Annotated in this window: 17 protein-coding genes; 5 read left to right on the top strand and 12 right to left on the bottom strand. The window is 43.8% G+C overall.

Features of this window, described 5'->3' with window-relative positions:
- Positions 1-66: 66 nt before the first annotated feature.
- Positions 67-2,040, top strand: coding sequence for an ATP-binding protein (locus QUB39_RS00300; RefSeq protein ID WP_333484967.1), 1,974 nt, complete (start codon positions 67-69; stop codon positions 2,038-2,040).
- 191 nt (positions 2,041-2,231) lie between these two features.
- Here the strand turns inward: QUB39_RS00300 and QUB39_RS00305 are convergent, their stop codons facing one another.
- The 4 genes from QUB39_RS00305 to QUB39_RS00320 all read right to left on the bottom strand — a co-directional run bounded on the left by QUB39_RS00305 (position 2,232) and on the right by QUB39_RS00320 (position 5,667).
- Entirely contained in the window at positions 2,232-2,498 is a 267-nt protein-coding gene (locus tag QUB39_RS00305) for a FeoC-like transcriptional regulator (RefSeq protein ID WP_333232888.1), read from the bottom strand.
- Between the two features lie 58 nt (positions 2,499-2,556).
- Positions 2,557-4,896 carry a Fe(2+) transporter permease subunit FeoB gene (feoB, locus tag QUB39_RS00310; RefSeq protein WP_333209031.1) on the bottom strand — a complete coding sequence of 780 codons (2,340 nt, stop codon included), beginning with the start codon at positions 4,894-4,896 and terminating at the stop codon, positions 2,557-2,559.
- Positions 4,896-5,138, bottom strand: a complete 243-nt coding sequence (locus tag QUB39_RS00315; RefSeq protein WP_333209033.1) for a FeoA family protein — start codon at positions 5,136-5,138, stop codon at positions 4,896-4,898. Before QUB39_RS00315 ends, feoB begins: the two co-directional genes overlap by 1 nt.
- Positions 5,139-5,289: 151 nt before the next feature.
- On the bottom strand, positions 5,290-5,667 hold the full coding sequence (locus QUB39_RS00320) for a FeoA family protein (protein ID WP_333055426.1): 378 nt from the start codon (positions 5,665-5,667) through the stop codon (positions 5,290-5,292).
- Positions 5,668-6,157: 490 nt separating this feature from the next.
- On the opposite strand from QUB39_RS00320, the gene QUB39_RS00325 reads away from it, so the two are divergent.
- On the top strand, positions 6,158-7,066 hold the full coding sequence (locus QUB39_RS00325; protein WP_333055425.1) for an alpha/beta hydrolase: 909 nt from the start codon (positions 6,158-6,160) through the stop codon (positions 7,064-7,066).
- Between the two features lie 81 nt (positions 7,067-7,147).
- Here the strand turns inward: QUB39_RS00325 and QUB39_RS00330 are convergent, their stop codons facing one another.
- From QUB39_RS00330 to QUB39_RS00345, 4 genes are all read right to left on the bottom strand, one after another.
- Positions 7,148-7,591 carry a DUF4079 domain-containing protein gene (locus tag QUB39_RS00330; RefSeq protein ID WP_333055424.1) on the bottom strand — a complete coding sequence of 148 codons (444 nt, stop codon included), beginning with the start codon at positions 7,589-7,591 and terminating at the stop codon, positions 7,148-7,150.
- Positions 7,592-7,792: 201 nt separating this feature from the next.
- Positions 7,793-8,587: a WecB/TagA/CpsF family glycosyltransferase gene (locus QUB39_RS00335; RefSeq protein WP_333055423.1), complete on the bottom strand. Its 795-nt coding sequence runs from the start codon at positions 8,585-8,587 to the stop codon at positions 7,793-7,795.
- 441 nt (positions 8,588-9,028) lie between these two features.
- Positions 9,029-10,399 (bottom strand): O-antigen ligase domain-containing protein, encoded by a 1,371-nt coding sequence (locus tag QUB39_RS00340; RefSeq protein ID WP_333055422.1) that lies wholly within the window; start codon positions 10,397-10,399, stop codon positions 9,029-9,031.
- A gap of 589 nt (positions 10,400-10,988) precedes the next feature.
- Positions 10,989-12,140 (bottom strand): glycosyltransferase family 4 protein, encoded by a 1,152-nt coding sequence (locus QUB39_RS00345; protein WP_333055421.1) that lies wholly within the window; start codon positions 12,138-12,140, stop codon positions 10,989-10,991.
- A gap of 1,365 nt (positions 12,141-13,505) precedes the next feature.
- Here QUB39_RS00345 and QUB39_RS00350 point away from each other — a divergent pair.
- The gene (locus tag QUB39_RS00350; RefSeq protein WP_333209093.1) at positions 13,506-13,718 is read left to right on the top strand and encodes an ATP-binding protein; all 213 of its coding nucleotides are present in this window, start codon (positions 13,506-13,508) and stop codon (positions 13,716-13,718) included.
- A gap of 28 nt (positions 13,719-13,746) precedes the next feature.
- Here QUB39_RS00350 and QUB39_RS00355 read toward each other — a convergent pair whose 3' ends face one another.
- From QUB39_RS00355 to QUB39_RS00365, 3 genes are all read right to left on the bottom strand, one after another.
- A complete protein-coding gene (locus QUB39_RS00355; RefSeq protein ID WP_333055420.1) occupies positions 13,747-14,436 on the bottom strand; it encodes a CPBP family intramembrane glutamic endopeptidase in 690 nt (229 codons plus the stop codon).
- Positions 14,437-14,699: 263 nt separating this feature from the next.
- Complete coding sequence (locus QUB39_RS00360; RefSeq protein WP_333209037.1) at positions 14,700-15,245, bottom strand: hypothetical protein; 546 nt, start codon at positions 15,243-15,245, stop codon at positions 14,700-14,702.
- Between the two features lies 1 nt (position 15,246).
- Positions 15,247-16,581: an AAA family ATPase gene (locus QUB39_RS00365; RefSeq protein WP_333209039.1), complete on the bottom strand. Its 1,335-nt coding sequence runs from the start codon at positions 16,579-16,581 to the stop codon at positions 15,247-15,249.
- A gap of 74 nt (positions 16,582-16,655) precedes the next feature.
- Here QUB39_RS00365 and QUB39_RS00370 point away from each other — a divergent pair, with 74 nt between their 5' ends.
- Positions 16,656-18,245 carry an Hsp70 family protein gene (locus tag QUB39_RS00370; protein WP_333209041.1) on the top strand — a complete coding sequence of 530 codons (1,590 nt, stop codon included), beginning with the start codon at positions 16,656-16,658 and terminating at the stop codon, positions 18,243-18,245.
- 73 nt (positions 18,246-18,318) lie between these two features.
- On the top strand, positions 18,319-19,146 hold the full coding sequence (locus QUB39_RS00375) for a DUF1963 domain-containing protein (RefSeq protein ID WP_333209043.1): 828 nt from the start codon (positions 18,319-18,321) through the stop codon (positions 19,144-19,146).
- Positions 19,147-19,314: 168 nt separating this feature from the next.
- Here QUB39_RS00375 and QUB39_RS00380 read toward each other — a convergent pair whose 3' ends face one another.
- On the bottom strand, positions 19,315-19,836 hold the full coding sequence (locus QUB39_RS00380; protein ID WP_333055415.1) for a L,D-transpeptidase: 522 nt from the start codon (positions 19,834-19,836) through the stop codon (positions 19,315-19,317).
- Between the last annotated feature and the right edge of the window lie 66 nt (positions 19,837-19,902).

Consider the following 19,902-nt stretch of genomic DNA (forward strand, 5'->3'; position numbering starts at 1 on the left):
CCGCAATGAAAATCTACGGTTAATGTATTATGATATATTAATAAGTTTTATTGTCAATAATTAATTATGAAAAATATAAGGAGTGCGATCGAGGGCGACAACAGCTCAATCAAGAGCCCGCCGTACTTTCGAGTACCGCTGAGCCTCAAAATTATCGTGCCGTTTCTAAGCGTATCCGTCACTCTATTGTTATTAGTCATACACACAGTCAAAATCGGATTTGCCAACACTCTCGAAAAAGGAGTGCGCGATCAAGTTGAAAACCAAGCATTTTTAGCCGTGCGAGACTTCAAAAGTCGATCGACTCAATTGATAATGCAAGCCAAACTGCTATCAGAAGAAGCCCAACTTATTCGCGCTATAGAAAAGAAAAACACAGACATCTTGCGTCAAGATATATTATCTCTAAAAACCACATTTAAACTAGATTTAGTCAAAGTAGTAGATGGGCGGGGCGAAATGGTAGCAGAGTTGCGAGAAGATTCGCTCATAGATAAGAAGTTAATCAATAGCGCAGCGATAAATTCAGCACTTAAAGGCTTAGAAAAGTCAAATTTTGTCAGCATTGATGGCAAAGCGCAAGCATTGCTAGTAGGATTTGCACCGATTAGAAGCAAGAATAGGATAATTGGTGCTGTACTCGTCGGTGACTTAGTGACAGACGAACAATTGCATAAAATCAACATTGACACTAAGAGTAAAAACTACTTCGCAATCTTTAAATCAGGAGAATTAATTGCTACTGATTTTCCCCAAATTCGCTCTAAATCTTGGAAAAAACCTACACCACAGACATCGACTACTAAAATAGATATTGAGCGCCTGTCTTACATAATGAAAACGGTAGAAATCTCCGAAATAGGCGATAGCATAGCTCTAGGTGTGTTTAGCCCAATGGCGACAGTGCAGCAAACGCAATTAACTTTATCTCAACGGCTAGATAGTTTCTTTTGGGCAGGGGTAATTCTAGCCACGATTGTTGGTGCTGTAGTTAGCCGAATCATCGGAAAACCAATTCTAGATTTAACTCAAAATGTGAATTGGATGGCAAGCAATGAATACTTTTCTGGTAGAGTACCCATTCCTTCCTCTGATGAGGTAGGTCAACTTGCGGAAGCTTTCAACTGTATGATAGAACAAGTAGAAAATCGCGATCGTACACTAAACCTACAATTGCACCAACTGCAACAAACGCTTCACGATTTAAAAAATGCCCAATCTCAACTAATTCAAGCCGAAAAAATGTCCAGTTTGGGGTTGATGATGGCTGGTATTGCTCACGAAATTAACAACCCAGTTAACTTTATTTATGGCAACCTCTCTCACGCTAATCAATATACTCAAGATTTGCTCAGGCTTGTAGGACTTTACCAGCAGGAATTTCCGAATGCAAGCGCGCCGATTCAAGACTGCATCGAGGAAATTGAACTCGACTTTTTATCAGAAGATTTGTCGAAGTTACTATCTTCGATGAAAATGGGTACTGAGCGAATTCAGCAAATTGTTTTGTCCCTGCGAAACTTCTCTAGGTTAGATGAAGCTGAAATGAAACCTGTCGATATCCATGAAGGAATTGACAGCACTCTATTAATTTTAAATAGCAAAATCAAAACAGCGATTAAAGTAATTAAAAATTATGGAAAATTGCCCTTAGTAGAGTGCTATCCGTCGCAGTTAAACCAGGTATTCATGAATATCATAGCCAATGCTGCTGATGCACTGTTGAGCAATCCAAATCTGCGAAACAAGGAGATTGAAATCCTCACAGAAATAGCAGGAGTAAATCAAGTTGTGGTGAAGATTAGAGATAACGGTAATGGGATTGACCCGGATGCAATTAATAAGCTATTTGACCCATTTTTTACCACTAAACCTGTGGGTAAAGGAACTGGTTTAGGGCTGTCAATTTCCTACCAGATAATCGAGAAGCATCAAGGGAAAATAGAAGTGAATTCGGAAATAGGGCAGGGAGCAGAGTTTGTGATTTATTTGCCGATTAAAGCCCGCACCCAAGAAGCCGCTTGTTTGTGCCAGAGTTAAGACAGTTGCTTGAATTGAATATCAGTTAGCTATTTGATTAGAGGAGACGGCATTGCCGTATCCCTACCGCAAAATAATCATGAACTCGCGAGGAGGATACGGCACTGCTGTTTCCCTACCCCGATTAATTGTAGGGAAACGGCAGTGCCATTTCCTGATTTCTGAAGTCCTTACTACAAACTTAATATCACTTAATGGCAAGTTGCAGAAACTGGCTCTTTTGCTGACACCGACTCGCCAGGATTTACCCATACATAAATCTCCGTTGCATCGTCGGCGCAACTGCCACACCCGCCGCACTTTTTGGCTTCTGCCATTTTGCTAATTCTGCCTTTACGAATTAGGCGGTTTAACATTCCGCGCAAAGCATCGCCATCCATGCGAAAGTGGATTTTTAGATCCGCGATAGAGGCTCTTTTGTTGTCAGCAATAAATTTTTGGATTTCGCTTAAAATCATGGCTTTTCTCCTTTGTTTGATTCTTAAACGTAGTTAACAGTCAACAGTCAACAGTCAACTAACTACTGATTGCTGCGCGTCGCTTGGGGCGTATTGCACCGATCATTTTTAATCCCGCAAGTGTCAGCGCCATAGCTATTACCAGTCTCACTACCCAAATAACTGAAGATTCTGGATGCTCTGCATATGTCGCGACTTGATAATAGAGGACTGCAATCCAGTAACCTAAACCAGTAGTCCATAAGCCTGCGAATACAGTCCATCCCAAGTTAGTTTCGCGGTAAAGCGCAGCCGTTGCGGAGACGCAGGGAAAGTACAGCAATACAAAAAGCAAATAAGCAAAAGCTGCTTGATTGGAACCGAACCGCTGGGACATTTGTCCGTAGGTGCTACCAGAGATACCTTGGTCTTCTTCCGCTTGTTTTTGGTCGGTAATATTAGTAGAATTTAAGCCGAGGGGATCGAAAAGTTGACCGGGAAGTTTTGTAAGATTCTCTGGTATGCTAAAAAATGCTTGGCCGATATTTCCCCAGAAACTAAATTCTTCTTCTTTCTCCGGTTCTCCACTTGCTGCTTTTTGTTCGTCTGCTAGTTGGGTGTACAAGGAATCTAAGGTTCCAACCATTACTTCTTTGGCAAATATTCCTGTTAGCAAACCGACGGTGGCGGGCCAGTTTTCTTGGGTGATTCCCATTGGTGTAAATACAGGTGTTGCCGCGTGGCCGACTGCACTAAGAATTGAGTCTTTGCTGTTGTCTTTGCCGAAGGAACCGTCGGTGCCCACTGAGCTCATGAATCCTAGTATAACCACCATGATCACGATCGCAATTCCGGCCTTTGTGATAAAAGCTTTCAGTCTGTCCCAAGTACGCAGTAACACTCCTTTGAGCTTGGGAATGTGGTAGGGCGGCAATTCCATAACAAAAGGCGCGGCTTCTCCTTGGAGGATGGTATTCTTGAGGATTAGTCCGGTGAGAACAGCGGCTAGAATTCCGATTAGGTAAAGTCCTAATACCATGTTTTGACCGCCGACTTGGAAGAATGCGCCGCAAAATAGGGCGTAAACTGCTAATCTGGCACTACAAGACATGAATGGATTCATCATAATCGTCATTGTACGATCGCGCTTATTTTCCAATGTCCGCGTCGCCATAATTCCGGGGATATTGCAGCCGAAACCGACTATCATCGGCACAAAGGATTTACCGGGAAGTCCGACAAATCGCATCAATCTGTCCATCACGAAGGCAGCCCGCGCCATGTAGCCGGAGTCTTCTAAAACAGACAAACACAAGAACATCATCCCAATTTGGGGGATAAATGTAGATGTGGTTTGAATGCCACCACCAGCACCTTTTGCGAGAAGTCCAATCAACCATCCTGGTGCGCTGATACTTTCTAAAAGTTTAGCGAAACCATCTACAAAAATTGTCCCCAAGGCGATGTCAAAAAAGTCGATAAACACTGCACCAACGTTAATCGAAATGGTGAACATTAGGTACATTACCGCTAAGAATACGGGAATGCCTAAGAAACGGTTGAGAACAATTTGGTCAATTTTGTCAGAAACGTTGGTTTTGACTTCTCTAGAACATTCGGTGACGCCTTGGGTTAGGTTGCGGATGAAGGTGTAACGGCTGTCGGCGATGATAATATCGAGGTCGTCATCGAGGGTTTCATGGACTCGGCGGCGGTGCGGAACGACGATTTTTTCGAGTTCTGTACAGGCGAGTTCCGGGGCGACTTCATCCTGATATTCTAACAGCTTCAGGGCTGTCCAGCGGGCATCTACGGTGCGATTTGGGCTGTGTTTTTCGATGTGCGGGATGAGTTGGACGATCGCATCTTCGATCGTAGCCGGATAAGCGACATAGGCAGATGGTACGATCGGCTGAGACAGCGCCCGATTAATCGCATCACGCAACAGAGGCACTCCGTCATTCGAGGAAGCACTCATCGGCACTACCGTACAGCCGAGGCGTTCTGCAAGTTTATTGACCTTGATTTTGAAATCCCGTTCTTTGGCAACATCCATCATATTCAGCGCCAAAATTGTCGGTACGCGCATCTCCAAAATTTGGGTAGTGAGATACAAATTGCGCTCTAAATTAGAAGCATCAACAATATTAATAATTAAGTCAGATTCCCCAGATAGCAAATAATCTCGCGCTACCAATTCATCGAGTCCAGTATCTCCATCTTCCGCATCAAGAGAATAAACTCCCGGTAAGTCAACAATCGTAATTGCTAAACCATCGTGAGTGTATTTTCCCTCTTTGCGTTCGACAGTTACTCCCGGCCAATTACCTACTCGCTGCTTGGCACCAGTCAGGGCATTAAATAAGGTAGTTTTGCCACAGTTAGGATTGCCTACCAATCCAATAATTTGCTTAGCCATTATTTAACCTCTTCTACAAATAGAGTTTTAGCTTCATCTTTGCGTAAACTGAGTTTGAAACCCCGCACGAGGATTTCGATGGGATCTCCCAAAGGTGCGTAGCGGGTGATAGTAAATTCAGTTCCCGGTGTCAGCCCCATTGCCAACAATTTGCCCTTATAGGCGCGGGCTGTTTTCTCATAGCCAATGACGCGGCAGATTGCGCCGACAGCTAAATCCCCTAGTTGTTTTTTCTCGTTCATCTGTTGTTTGAATGCAGTCTAAATTGGTAAAAATTCAATGAAATTTCAGAATCTGCGAAAATCTCTCTCTTCTGGAGACTCTGCGCCCTCTGCGGTTAATAAAAAAAATCTTTTTCACCAATAAAATAGGATTGCTGTAGATGCAATTTTTCTATGGCAATTTTGAATTCCTACACATAATTTTCTGTGCCATCCCTGCCCCCAAACCGATGCGGTTGTCCCCAATTGCCACGATGACGGAACCGCCAGATGTGCTGACGATTTGAACTTCTATAGTGGGGACTAATCCCATACCAATCAGACGGCGTACCGTGCCTTCTGAACCTTTGAGTTTGACAATCTGCAGTGTCTCGCCGATGCTTGCCATTGCTAGGGGAAATGATTTACCTTCACCCAAAGCAGGCTGAGTTTCTGTGCTGCTGTCTTCGCTTTGAGAGACTTCTGGTGTCTCGCCGTAAAAGGTGAAACCCCCGAAAGACTTGGGGTTTAACTCTTGATTCTGTTGGCTGTATGCTTGGTTTTGTTTCATGGGTCTTCTCACAGTCGATCGGTTTTAGCAGCAAGTTTTTTGGCGTTACTCCCAGGAAACAATTGAGATATATTCTCAATAAACTTTACACCGCAGTCCACGCATCGCCAAACTTCGGTTGTCAGGCTACTTGTTTTCTGGGAAGATTTCGGATACAGTTGTTCCCCGCGATCGGAAATTTGATGCTTTTTTTGCGATCTAGAGTTGAAATCTCTCTTAGGTTAGATGCCAATTTGCGGTTAAATTGCGCGATGGTCAAACTTACTGCTCTTAAGCATCTTATCTGAAAAATTGTTTATTAGCAACAATTCTCAAATATATTAACCAGAAACAGAATCAGCCATTGGTGGGACGCCGCGATACTAAATATCGATCGAATTTTAATGACTCGCCCCAACTCCTAAAATAGCGATCGAGCAAGCATATATACTTAAATGTTAGGGCGGACAGAGTGGCATCGCCCCTACCGATTCACAATTTATCAAGAATTATGCCAGCAAGTTTTCTGCCAAAGTCGATCGCACAACTCACAGAATCTACCTCAATTGCCTTAGCCCAAAGCATTCAACGGGAGGCAATTACAACTCCCCTATCTTCTGAACCAATTGCCACAACCTACGTGCGCCAAGGCAGCGGCAACACACCGATTTTGCTACTTCACGGCTTCGACAGTTCCTTGTTTGAATTCCGCCGCCTGTTGCCGCTGCTGGCTGCCGAAAATGAAACTTGGGCGGTTGATTTGTTGGGTTTTGGCTTTACAGAAAGAGCAGCAGGTTTGGCATTCAGCGCGAGGGCAATTGAAAGTCACCTTTACTATTTTTGGAAAACGCTAATTTCGCAGCCTGTAATCTTAGTCGGTGCTTCAATGGGAGGTGCAGCAGCAATTGATTTTACTCTCAATTATCCCGAAGCTGTAAAACAATTAGTGTTAATAGATAGCGCAGGTTTTGCCATCAGTTCTAATAAGGGGAAGTTTTTAATTCCTCCTTTAGGATATCTGGCAACTTCATTTTTACGCAATCCCAAAATTCGCCAGCGAATTAGCGTCAATGCTTATTTCGATAAAAATTTGGCTTCTGTTGACGCTCAAACTTGTGCTGCTTTGCACTTGGAAATGCCCAACTGGAATCAAGCTTTAATTGCGTTTACCAAAAGCGGCGGTTACGGTGGTTTTGGGGAAAAATTATCGCAAATTCAGCAGCAGACGCTGATTTTGTGGGGAAAACAAGACCGGATTTTGGGGACGGCGGATGCGGAAAAGTTTGCAAGGGCGATCGCAAATTCTCAACTAATTTGGATACCCGACTGTGGGCACGTTCCCCACTTAGAAAAGCCACAGATTACCGCGCAGCATATTTTAGAATTCATCACCAAAAGCGGACTCACGCAAAAAAATTAAACCTAGGGTGCGCTGCGGCGCACCTTACATATATGGTTTCCCTGGAAAATTTGGTATAGTTTGAGGTCAAATAGACAGGTTTCAAACTTTCGGCAAATACTTTTGTACGATCGTCCATCCTGTGAGCAACACAGTCACAAATCCCCCAAACAAGGCCAAATTAGTGCCGATGTGGAGGGGACGTGCCCAAGGATGTTTAGGGCCAATTTGCAGCCCGCTTCCAACAGAAACCAACACCAAAGCCACAACAGCTAACCCCGCCGGTAAATGAGCCGAGTGACCCAAATTGCCGTAGTATCCTAGGGTGCCGACTACACCAATTCCCAGCAGTAAAATTACCAAAGTCGCCATCCCCGCACCAGTGGCTAAATGAAAGGGACGCAGCCATTTTGGGCGCGGTTTTTTGGTACTCCTAGCGGCAAACATCCACGTTCCAGTAACGGCCAGCAACAGGTAAGCCAACAGGGAAACACCCATTGACCAAGCCGCTATTTTCCACAACCACAAGAAAGAAGGCAGATTCATCGGTTGCATCCCTAATTAGGATTTTCCACAAAAGGTTTCTTTCCGATTTTACCTGGACTTGAAAGCAAAAATGAATTATTTTGAGATCGAGTGCGATGTGCGATCGGACTATCCACAGATTGCATCAGTCTTACCTTGAAGTCAAACCCACTTTCTCCGATACTCAGCTTAATTTACGCTCGATATTGGTGGAGCACCTTTTTAGGAGCCACCTTTCCATTCTAGCTGGCTGGTTTTGCTCTCCATGAAAGGCATTTTATAAAACCCTAATTTTTGTTCTAAGATTAACCGGAAAAAAGGCAGACCTTCAATCAAATATCTTTTCCACAACCTTCTCGGTTCACTTAACAGTCTGTACGCCCATTCTATGCCGACTTCGCTCATCCATTTTGGAGCTCTGGCTTTGCAACCAGCTTCAAAATCAATGGTTGCACCTACGGCTAAGAAAATTTTGACGTGTGTTAATTTGCTCCTGTATTTAACCAGCCACTTCTCTTGCTTTGGCGCTCCCACTCCGATAGCCAGAACTGTCGCTCCTGATTTATTGATCGCATCAATTATTGTTTCACATTCTTCCTCATTTTTTTCAAATCCAAAAGAAGGAGAAAGTGCTTCAACCACTATTTGTCTACCAATTTTTTGGTTAATTTTTTCCTGGGCTTTCCTAGCAATACCTTCAGCCGCTCCTAGCAAAAATATTTTAATCTTCTCGTTATCTTTGTGATACATATAAAATGCCGGAAACAAATCCGAACCAGAAATCTTTTCTTTGAGAGGAGTACCCAAAAACTTGGAGGCATACATCAATATTTGACTGTCGCAGACTCTGTAAGTAGATGTATTGTAAGCTTCATAGAAGTCGCGGTCATACTGCAACTTAATCAAGTGGTCTACATTTGGTGTAAATACGACACCACCTTCGCCGTCGAGTTTTTCAAACAACTCTGTGATTGACAAGTTATCTATCGAGACATTCAATAAATTAACTGTTTTCATTTATTATGCCCTTCCCGGTTTATATTAAACTACAACTCAAACTATTATAGCCCACAATACAGTTGCGTGTTGTAACTAGGCGCTTCAGTGAACATAGTTTTCTCAGTATATCCTCCTATGCCCTACCTGTCTAGTCAGGATTTTTAAAGATTATGTAAAGAATCAGCTCGTTTTAGAAAAAGTGTATAAAGCCAATTTTTAAGTTTATAAGTCGCAAGACAGTTTCAAGTAAAAAGCCATCCAGTGCTAATACTTGTTGAAGCATTGCAAATGAATGTAAAAAAAAGAGTTTATGAGATTAAGAGTTTAACCTAGTGACAAATATCTGGCAACTTCCGAACGGGATTTCATCCAAAAGTGGTAGATTTTTGAGTTTTTGGTCTCTAGGGAAGGCAATATAGTCTCCAGCTTGAAGTGAAGTGGCGATCGTATTCCTGAAAATCATCCTGATTTTTGGTGAACCAGCGAATGTCTTCTTGGTGGCGAACTGGTTTTCTTGGCCTTAAGACTTTCTGGAGCTTTTAAGACGAGACCCGATATTCCTCCAGCAATCAGCGCAAAAATCGGGTTAGTCATAGCATTCAAAACACAGTCAAACACGTACATAGTTAAGGCTACTCCCAGGACGGCAGCGGGCGCTACTTTGGGATTTGACCAGGTTCTGGCGGGATACTTGAACAGGGTAAAGACGATAACAGGAAGTAACAAAGAAGAAAATAAACTAGCTAAACCGACTGCACCGTTGACGCCAAATGCAATAATCCATAAGCTGTCGGTGACCGAGATATCTTTACCCGACTCGTCGTAAACGCGGTTTCCGCCGGAATCTCCCCAGCCAAAAAGAAATCTTTGCCGCGCTTTTTCCCCCAAAATCTCTTCCATGTCAAATCTAAACTTCAGAGAGGCGGAGCGTTCTTCGCCAAATATTGGAGTGATGAAGTCCATCACGTCTTTGCTCGAAAATTGACCCGATGCAGCGACGTACAGATAAAACACTATATATCCAATTATGAATAGCAGGGGCAAAGGGGTGCGAAACCACTTGGCAGAGAATAATACGAGTAACCCCATTGCAAATAAACTGTAGGCGCCAGTAGAACGGCATAGGAAAAAAGCGATAGTTAATATAATTGCTAAAGTCTTGATGTTACGACCCTGAAACTTTTTGAGCGTCCCAGTTTGCCAAAGCCAAAGTGCGATTAAGGCGGCTGTCATCATCCATAGACCCACCATCAAACCGTGCTGCATAAATACTACCGGTCTCCACCCCCCCAGGCGCCTTGCTTGACCCCAGTCCTCAAAGGCATTGACGCCGTAAATCATTAGGTGCAGAATTGGGCCCCTAACCCCTTCAATTAAAGTAAAAGGAATGTAGGCCAACCCACCTGCAAAAATCCCGATCGCCAATTGTCGCAGCCCGTCTAAACTACCTAGATACAAGCGTCCTAAAAAATAAGGCAGACCCCAAGTAACGATTTGGTTGATAGTCGGAGAAATTGGACTGCCGCCATTACTAACTTGTGAAACAATTGGACACAAACAGTAAATTACCACTGGCACGTCCAGCCAACCGGGCTTAAAAGATGTGAGGCGCGCAGGATCGTAGATAAGAGTCCCCAACAAAACGCCGTAGCAAGCAGCCGAGATTTTGGTATAGGATGGCAATGAGGGGATGGGATAAGAAGCTTGCGGCAAAAACAGCCACCCTACCACAAAACTTATAATTACTGCACGCTGAGCCGGAAACCTCACAAACAGGTAACAAACGACTGGAATAAAGCCGAACAGAGCAAGTGGGATTAATGCAACCATAGGTATTTTTTGGCAGTAAAATTTTAGAAAGACAACTCAAATTGCCCGCTCAAAATTCTTGATTAAACGATCGCCCAACCCCAATCTTTTCAATCAACCTCAATTTTACGTGTTGTTGGTTAATTGTGCCTGACGTTCCAAAGCAGTGTACAGTGCCGCATCGAGGAGATTAGTTGCATCGTCCATAACAGCAAGTTCGCACTTACCAGCCTATTTTTGCCTTTTCTGCGGGGTGCGGATCTCTGCAGGAGGCGATCGTCACTTGATAGTCTAGCCGATCTTACTTTGTCGTCAGGGACAAGTCCCAATTACAAATGGGCAGATGTTTGATGACTAGACAAGTTTAGCCTGTAACGGAGCCAGCCTGAAAACCTCCGTCGCCCTCTGGTTCAGATTTTGGCTGAGCAATTTATAACCAGTATTCCCACGTCAGTGCGGTCAGAACTCGTGTCGAGACTGCTGCGTAGAAAACAGGACACGGGCGATTTTAGTTGTGGCAGAAGAAACCCACCAGAGGATATTGATTTTCTCCCCAGAATCCCGCACCTAAAACGCCCGTAGCGCCGAGTTTCAAATGGCGGCGCGGCACTTAGCATCGAACTGGAATTTTTTCCTTCGCAGAGTAGGGAGAAAAGGAATCTACGTTAACGTCGCGCTGTTTAGATTTGTCTACAGCAACTTTCAATGCCGCTTCAAAATGATCCGTGGCATCTTCCCAAGTATAGTTGTTCACCTTGGCATAGGCGGCTTCAGACATGGCTTGCCACTTGGAATTTGGCATCTGACAGATAGACTCTATGGCTTTTGCCATTTCTTCGGGATCTTCTGGTGTTACAAGTATGCCAGTACCGCCGCTCAAAATTTCAGGAGCAGCACCTGCTGGGGTACTGATGACGGGAGTGCGGCACGCCATCGCTTCGATAATTGGCAAGCCGAAGCCTTCTGAGCGGCTCGCCAGCAGCCAAGCATCGCATTTGCTGTAATAGTCTTTGATTTTGTCTTGGTCGGGTTGAATTACATACTCGGCATTGGCCGGTAGGGGCAATTCCGAGGATGGGGCCCCTGTACCGAAGGCAACCAGACGCAGGTTGGGGATCTTTTCTGCCGCTAGGGAAAAAGCTTTGAGGGCGATGTCGGTTCCTTTCCAGTAGATTGTAGAGTACATTAGGCCAACTGTAGGAACCGATTGTTTGTTGCGAGGACAGGCGTAAAATTGCTTGGTGTCCACGGTAGGAGGAGCTAAGGAAACTTCGCGATCGCCATATTTAGTCCGAGCTAGGTCAACTAACCACTCAGAGATCGTAATTTTGTGCATGGGCAGCATCCAGGTTGCTTCTACTCTTCCTTGAGGTAGATAGTCAAAAATTTCGTGGTGCTGGATAAAATAAGCTTTTGCTCCTTTGCTAGGAGAGAGTTTGGCTACCCACTCGGCGGTTTCCCACCAGGTGGCCACTACTACGTCAGCGTCAGGTACATCTTTGTCTTCTACGGGGCGGTAGCGATCGGTAATTTTGTGTTCTACACCTAAGTTATCGAAAAATGAGGGTTCATTTTCAGGTGGGGAAATCCAACCCCCTCCTCGCAGCAGCGACTTGACTTGCTGGCGCATACTCGGCTGGGGACTGGGTACAGAGATGACGAACACGGAGTGTCCTCGCTTTCTCAAAAGTTCTGCGAAAATAGATATTACTCGTATTCCACCAGTTAGAGACAGAGTAGGAAGAACAAAGGTGATTTTCATTTTTAAGTCCCGCTGAAGACTTTTACTCGCTTTCGGCGCTGCTAGCAGCGCTGATGTTAGAGCCCAAAAGGAAAGAGGGGCGGGTGAATATTAATTACCGCTTTCCTGGTGTTTACATAGAATCGAACCGATCGACTGTTCGCAACACCCCAATATCTATCTGCCACAACTTGAATGTCGTTGCATTGATCATAAGGATTGATGTTAGCCAGAAACAGTTCCCATCGGGATAATTTGCAGATCGGCGAAAGTTCAGCCCGAAGATAGATACCTCATCAAATAGAAGCTTGTTTCGCGACAAACACCAAGCTCTGTAACAGCCTCTGTTCAAGATAACATCATTTGAGCCAACAGATAGGAATGTACGGTAAACCGAATAGCAGCAAACTTTTCATGTGAGGGATAAAGGTAGCATCTGCAACAATCTTCAGTAGATTGACATCGCCTTTGGCAAAATTTTATACTGGATTCAAGAGGGGACTTCTTACCTTGAGAATGTTGATCGATCCATGAAAATAACAGATATAAATACCATCAGTGGCTGTAATTTTTTGGTAAATGTGCTGTAGGTATTGCTTGACACAATATCCTATTTGGTCAAGATTCAGAGATGGTGGTTTTCTCAGAAACCTGCAGGGGCGCGATCGCGCGAATCATCGTCGTGGAGCCGCGAATGAGGGGATAAAGCGGATTTTTAAAGCGATCCCCCTCGCCCTCAGTTTTCGTCTGTTCATAAAAAAACCTAGTTGATGCGTCCACTGTTTGAAAAAATAGGTTTCCCAATCGTGCTACAGAACATAGAGTTTCACCAATATAAATTTAATTAGCGGCATGAGTTTTAAATTTGTTAATAAAAGGCGATCGCCTGAAAAAGTTCCCACAAGAGACTGCCAGTGGGGGGCAGAGTATATGTAGCGTTCCTGCCCAATTCCAGTCTAAGTAATTACCGTAACAAAAATTCAGCAGCAAATTATCAAATGACCCTATCAAGATCCAAGGAATACTCAAGGTGGATTGGTCAATATCGTGCAAACTTTGACTCCTAAGTAGTAGCAGCAGCTTCGTGGAATGTATCAAACGATTTCGCCTACAAAAAATTTGATGTTATGAAATCATAATTTTTCCTAAGTTGGCAATTCCCGATGACAATCGGTGTGATCTTGGGGGCCGGGCCGCCGATGCTTGTAGCGATATGTTGGCCTGTTTTTATGCAGCTAAAATTATGCGATCGCCAGCAAAACCAAACCTAGAATTAAAAGCAGATGCCTGAACGGAAAGCATCTTCCGGTGGGAAGATATGAACTTCGATTATTGCACAGCATCAATCAATAGCCGAGTTCGGATATTCCGGCTGCTGAAGAATGGATTAGTTTCACAGTCAGCGATACTGGAATTGGAATCAAGCCAGAGCAAATTGAGAGAGTATTTCAAGCTTTTACGCAAGCGGACGATTATACTCCTCGCAGGTACGGCGGTACGGGTTTGGGACGGGCAATCGCCCAGAAATTCTGTGTGATGATGGGGGGAGATATTAGTCGGGAGAACGATTTGGGAAAAGGGTCAATGTTTACTGTATAATTGCCGACGATTGTAGCTGAAAAAGCAGCTAGTTAAAAAGGATTTGCCAACCAATAATTGCCAGGGCTAAATCTGCGATCGCGTGGCTGATATAACTCGACCAAAGCGAACGGTAAGTCAGATAAGAATGCGACCAAATTATCCCGGCGGTGAAGACAGCTAAGGAACCTAAGATCACAGCCTGCCAGTCGCTGTAAGCTGCGATTACAAAAATGTGGTGGAGGGTGAAAAATAGCGAACTCAGAAATATTGCTTTTGTACCCGGTATGAGAATCTGGCACTTGTTGCAGACAAACCACCGCCAAGTAAATTCTTCAATCAGCGAGTTAACTAGCACAAAATATGCTTCGACAATCAAGTAAATAGTAGGGCTGCTAATACCTAACTGGTACGATTTTTCTTTAGCAACTACAGGATCGATCCACTGCTGACCAAAAAGGCTATAGATACCCAGAATTACCGCAAACATGAATATTCCCCAAATAGATCCAGCCAGCAATTCTTGGGGCTTGGGCAGGGATAAACTGAGCTTTTTGCGATCGACAAAAACAGACCACGCGATCGGAAAAACCAGCAACCAAACTTGACAAAAGACTGAGAGTGTTTGTCCCCAGCTTCCAGGGGCAAGATACAAGGCTGCTATGATACCGATACTAGCGGCAGGGACAAGCAATGTTAAAGCCAATAGTGCTGTTTTGCGATCGCCCATGTCCAACATTTTGCACGATTCCTTAAAAAATTGGATTGAGATCGAATGAAAAAGCTTGGTGGAGGCGGACAGATTATACCACTTTCAAGAAACAATGCAACTGTAGGGCCGCGATCCAAACCCTTATGCAGTCAGTCATTCTCACGTTTTTAATCTAAAAGGTATGAGTTGTGTGCAGTTTATAAAATTTGCGTTTATTTCTTGAAACTAAAAATTGGTAAAATGGCGATCGCACGGACGATCCTACTAACCCGGAATTACTCTAAATCTACTCAGTTGTCTGGTTTCTGAAATCCGAGCGATCGTTCTATTTCAGGTTCAGCACCATTTTGCAGCCAATCAAGGGGTTTTTCTGCTATTTGGGCTGGGTTTACCCATATAATATCTTTTAGCGGATCAACATCTACTGCTACTTTAGCAAAACATTGTCTCACTTTGTTATCAAGTGAAATTACTGTGCGATCTGTAGCGATCGCAGCTTCCACCAAGCGCAAATCTTTAACCATTACTTCCCGCTCTTTATCGCTCTCGGCTATTGCTTCAACTTGACACCACAAATCATTATCTACCTCGATATCGAAGAAACATAATTTATTCTTGGCCACCATCTGGGACCGCCATTTACGAGCAAATTTTGATTGATGTTTGTTCCACTCATCTCTAATATCTGGAGTCATCACAATTCGGTGAGAAAGATCCAAGACAGCTTGGAGAAATTTCCGACAGTAAACCGATGTGGGATAGGTTGCATCTTCTCTACCAGTAGCACGCGCAACAGAAGCATCTATTACCAGGCGTTTAGAAACTTTATCTGCCATATTAACGCTTCCACAAAACAGCTTCTGCTGCATCCAAATAGCGGCTTTCTAGATGCAAAGAAACATCGCCCAAATCTTCAGGCCACTCTCCAAAAGCTCCCGTCTCGTCTAAATCGGCACTGGTGACTTCTGTAACACCATCGTCGCGCCGTTTAAACCAGTGAAGTTTTACTAAATCCGGTAGTATTTTACCCTCGGCAACTAACGATTGAACTGCTAAAAGCAGCAATTCGCTGTGAGTTTCTAGAACTACTCGCACACCTCTATTTGCAGAATCCACTAAGATTTGTGCTAAAGCAACTTGAGCGCGAGGATGCAAGTGAATTTCCGGCTGTTCTAGATAAACTAATTGTCCTGGTTCTGCTACAAGCAAAGCAACTAAAACAGGCAAGGTTTGCGATACTCCCAAGCCAACATCAGCAATACTAACAGTATCGCTTGCACTCCCGCTGCGGGATAAACGACCTACTAGCAGTTCAATTTGTACGTCATTAATCTGTCTGGCTTCAACTTTCCAGTTAAGTCCTAATAACTCAAAAGCTTGACCCAATTTTATCAGTCGCTCGTCTTTTGTTTCTTGCCAGTAATTAACTATACTAGCAACATAATTTTCAAAAAGACCCGGAAATTCACTGCCAACTCCTGCGGTATTGTAGGTGCGTCCTGGATTGCCTCTCAACCCGGGAACGTGGACTATGCGGCGAATATGTTTGGGGAAATTCGCCGAATAGGGTGAATCAAACTGACTGTCGCCAAATTTCAAATCTAGAAAACATCGGACATTACTCACACTCAATAATGGCGGTTCTTCGTAGGAGTTATTATCTAACAATAAATTGTAAGTTTCAGCCAGATATTCGGAAATAGTTTTCAACAATTCTTGATGCTGCATTCCGGGAAATATAGTAATATTTTCACCATCGTAATAAGGAATACAGTAAGTCGCTTTAACAACTTTAATCCCGTGCTTTGGCTGCTTTCTGAATAAGCTGATAAAAAAATTATCTGTGTCTATATTCAGCCTGAGAGAAAACTCATCCCTGTATTTTTCTGGAGAAAGTTTAGACAATACCTGTTCTGCTGATGTAAATTTAACATTAGGCCCGTCAAGTTTCAAACCACCTGGGTCGTAAGGGGCTTCTAGCGTTTGCTTCATCAGCAATAGTGGCTGCATGATGCTAGACTTACCAGAACTGTTGGCACCGGCTAGAATTGTCAGCGATCGCACTTCAATCTGGCACTCTTCGTAAATAGACTTGTAGCCGCATACTGCAATTTCAGTAATTCCCTGTACAGGCTCTTCGTTCTCGGTTTCAAAGAAAGTGGATTGAGTCATAATATTATGTTGGTCTTTGCCGCTCCAAATACCATATTATAATCTAATCCCTAGTAGCTGTGTATTTTGGCTGAATGACGATCGCAATTGACTTTGGAACTAGCAACACCGTCGTCGCTCGCTGGAATCAAGTCCTCCAGCAGCCCGAAACTTTAAAATTACCGGGATTGTCGGCAATCTCGGCTCAAAATCCGCCCCTAATTCCCAGTTTACTCTACGTTGAGGACGCTGCTCAAAGTAAAGTCATACTCGGTCAGCAAGTCCGCGACAAAGGCCGGGATTTGAGTGGAGATTCTCGGTTTTTTCGCAATTTTAAGCGGGGAATTGGCACTTCTGTTCAGGGTTTTGTGCCGGAACTTGACGGACAACTTATTACTTTTGAACAAGTAGGTGAGTGGTATTTGAGTCAAATTGTGAACTCAATTCGCGAACTGCCCTTGCCGATCGATTCTTTGATTTTTACTGTGCCGGTAGATAGTTTTGAAGCTTACCGCCATTGGTTGGGCAAAGTGTCACAATCTCTGCAAGTAGAACAGGTGCGGATGCTGGACGAACCTACGGCGGCTGCTTTGGGTTACGGTTTAGCCGATCGCGAAAATCTGTTAGTCATTGATTTCGGCGGCGGAACTCTCGACCTTTCTTTGGTGCGTTTGGACGCTTCCTCCAACAAAAAGCCCCTCGGTTTTATTCTCAAGTGGGGCGAAAAGCTATTAGCTGAATCTTCAGCGCAAAAAACAAAAGTTGCCCGGGTTTTGGCTAAAGCCGGACAAAATTTAGGCGGTTCTGATATTGATAATTGGCTAGTTGACTATTTTGTTCAAACAAAAGGGCTGGCAAAATCTCCGATTACAACGAGATTGGCAGAACGGTTAAAGATTCAGTTATCTTTAGTAAATCAGGCAGTTGAGGTTTATTTTGATGATGAAAATTTTGAGAGTTACGAATTAGAATTAGATCGATCTCGTTTTGAATCTATCCTCGGTGAACATCAGTTTTTTGACAAACTCGACGAGTGCATGAATCAAGTATTGCAGCAAGCGCGGCGCCAAGGCTTAGAAATTGGCGACATCGACGCAGTTTTGCTAGTTGGCGGTACTGTACAAATTCCCGCTGTTCAGCGTTGGGTGCAGCAATATTTCGAGCCGACAAAAATTCGCTGCGACAAACCCTTTGAGGCGATCGCCCAAGGTGCTCTGCAACTGAGTCAAGGCATAGAAATCAAAGATTTTCTCTATCACAGTTACGGAATTCGCTACTGGAACCGCCGCGACAATTGCCACAGTTGGCACAGTTTAATTAAATCCGGCCAGTCTTATCCGATGAGCGAACCGGTAGAATTAGTCTTGGGGGCTTCTTTAGAAAGTCAGCCAAGTATAGAATTAATTATCGGCGAATTGGGAGCGGAAACTGGCGGCACGGAGATATATTTTGATGGCGACAGACTAATTACTCGCCAACTCGCGGGCCAAACATCGGTACAGCCCTTAAATGATAAAGAAGGAGCCCGCAGCATCGCGCAATTGACGCCGCCTGGGTATCCGGGGAGCGATCGCATCAAAATCTTCTTCCGCGTTGACGAACAGCGCTTTTTGCGAATTACCGTGGAAGATTTGCTGACAAATGCAACTTTGTTAGAGGATAAACCCGTGGTGCAGCTAAGTTAGGAAGAGGTTTTACAGGTAAGGTGCGCTTCGGCGCACCCTAGTGATTGCATTCAAAACAAATTGTTAAAAGCAGATGAACTACAAACTAGAATGTCCACTCTCTCCTGAACTAGAAAAGTATCGCGACAGAATCGAAGCTACCATTAAACCTTACATCGAAATTCAAACCCAGAATAATGATGACGTTAATTGGTGGCAGAGTAAATTTGGGGGATTGCCTTATTTACCTAAAGGCTTTGAGTATCCAAAAACTGCTGACGGTAAATATTTATTCTTGCTAGCGCAACTCAACTTTGATGAAATACCGCCTTTAGATGGTTTTCCCGATCGGGGTATCTTACAGTTCTATATAGCTGACGATGACCTATATGGTTTAAATTTGGACAATTCTGCTAATGCAGATAATCATACAATCGAAGACAGATTCAAAATAATGTATTTTCCTCAGCCCGACTTCAAAGTTGAAAACATTATTACCAATTATGATTTTTTGCCGGAACCAGAATATTTTCCCGTGCATGGCTGCTGCAACTTGCAATTTACTAAAAAATATGCGCCGATTAGTATCAGTGACCGCCAATTTACCCAACTTTTAGGAGAAATTGATGAGTTTTTTACCACCGAGCATAAAATTTACCTTGAGTACCAAGACATATCATCTTTTCGAGGTCATAAAATAGGTGGTTATCCTGATTTTACACAAGAGGACGTAAGAAAATATAGTAGTAACTCCGAGCAAAAACCAAAGCTAGACATTCTTATATTGCAAATGGATACCGATTGCAATGAGACAGTAGATATCATGTGGGGAGACACTGGTGTAGGTAACTTTTTTATTGATGAATCAGCACTCAGAGAATTAGATTTTAGTGAGGTTTTATATAATTGGGATTGTGCTTGAAGGCAGTAATGAAGTAAGCAAGCTAAAAAAAACCACAACTGATGAAATCCGATCGAAGAAACCGGGTTTTTGACCGAATCTACGGCTGTAACGCAGTATTTCCCAAAAAAACCCGGTTTCTGACCACCGGTGCATCAGTTCTAATAATGTTCGACTATGCCCAATTCCCTAAACCTGAGATTTGTGCACCACCACGGGTGTTCCCACCGAAGCCCATTCAAATAGCCATTTAGCATGATTGACAGCTACATTTGTGCAGCCGTGAGTAACGGGATTGCCAAACAAATTGTGCCAGTAAGCGCCGTGAATTGCCATGCCTCCGTCGTAATACATTGTATAGGGAACGTCGGGCACGTCGTAGTCATCCCCAGTCATTCTAGTAACGCGGTGTTTGGTTTGAACGGCAAAGGTTCCCGTGCGGGTGGGAGTCGATGATTTGCCGCTGGAAATAATTACCGCGTAAACTGGTGTATTTCCTTCCCAAGCTATTAACCTTTGTCTTGACAAATCTATTTCAATCCAGCGTTCGCTGGATTGCTGCAACAGCATAATTTTATTTGCAATTATGTTGTGCTGTTCGCTGGCAAATGCGGTCATTGAACCGCCGCAGAATGCAGCAAAAGTGAGGGCGCAGCCGGCACAGAAAGTTCCAGCGCGGCGGAAGTAAGTTGAGTTGATAATGCTGTTCATTTCTCACACCTCGTACTATTTTAGATTTTAGATTTTAGATTTTAGATTGGCTTGTCCTATTTTAGA

It is taken from the genome of Microcoleus sp. AT8-B5 (assembly GCF_036705565.1).
GTDB lineage: Bacteria > Cyanobacteriota > Cyanobacteriia > Cyanobacteriales > Microcoleaceae > Microcoleus.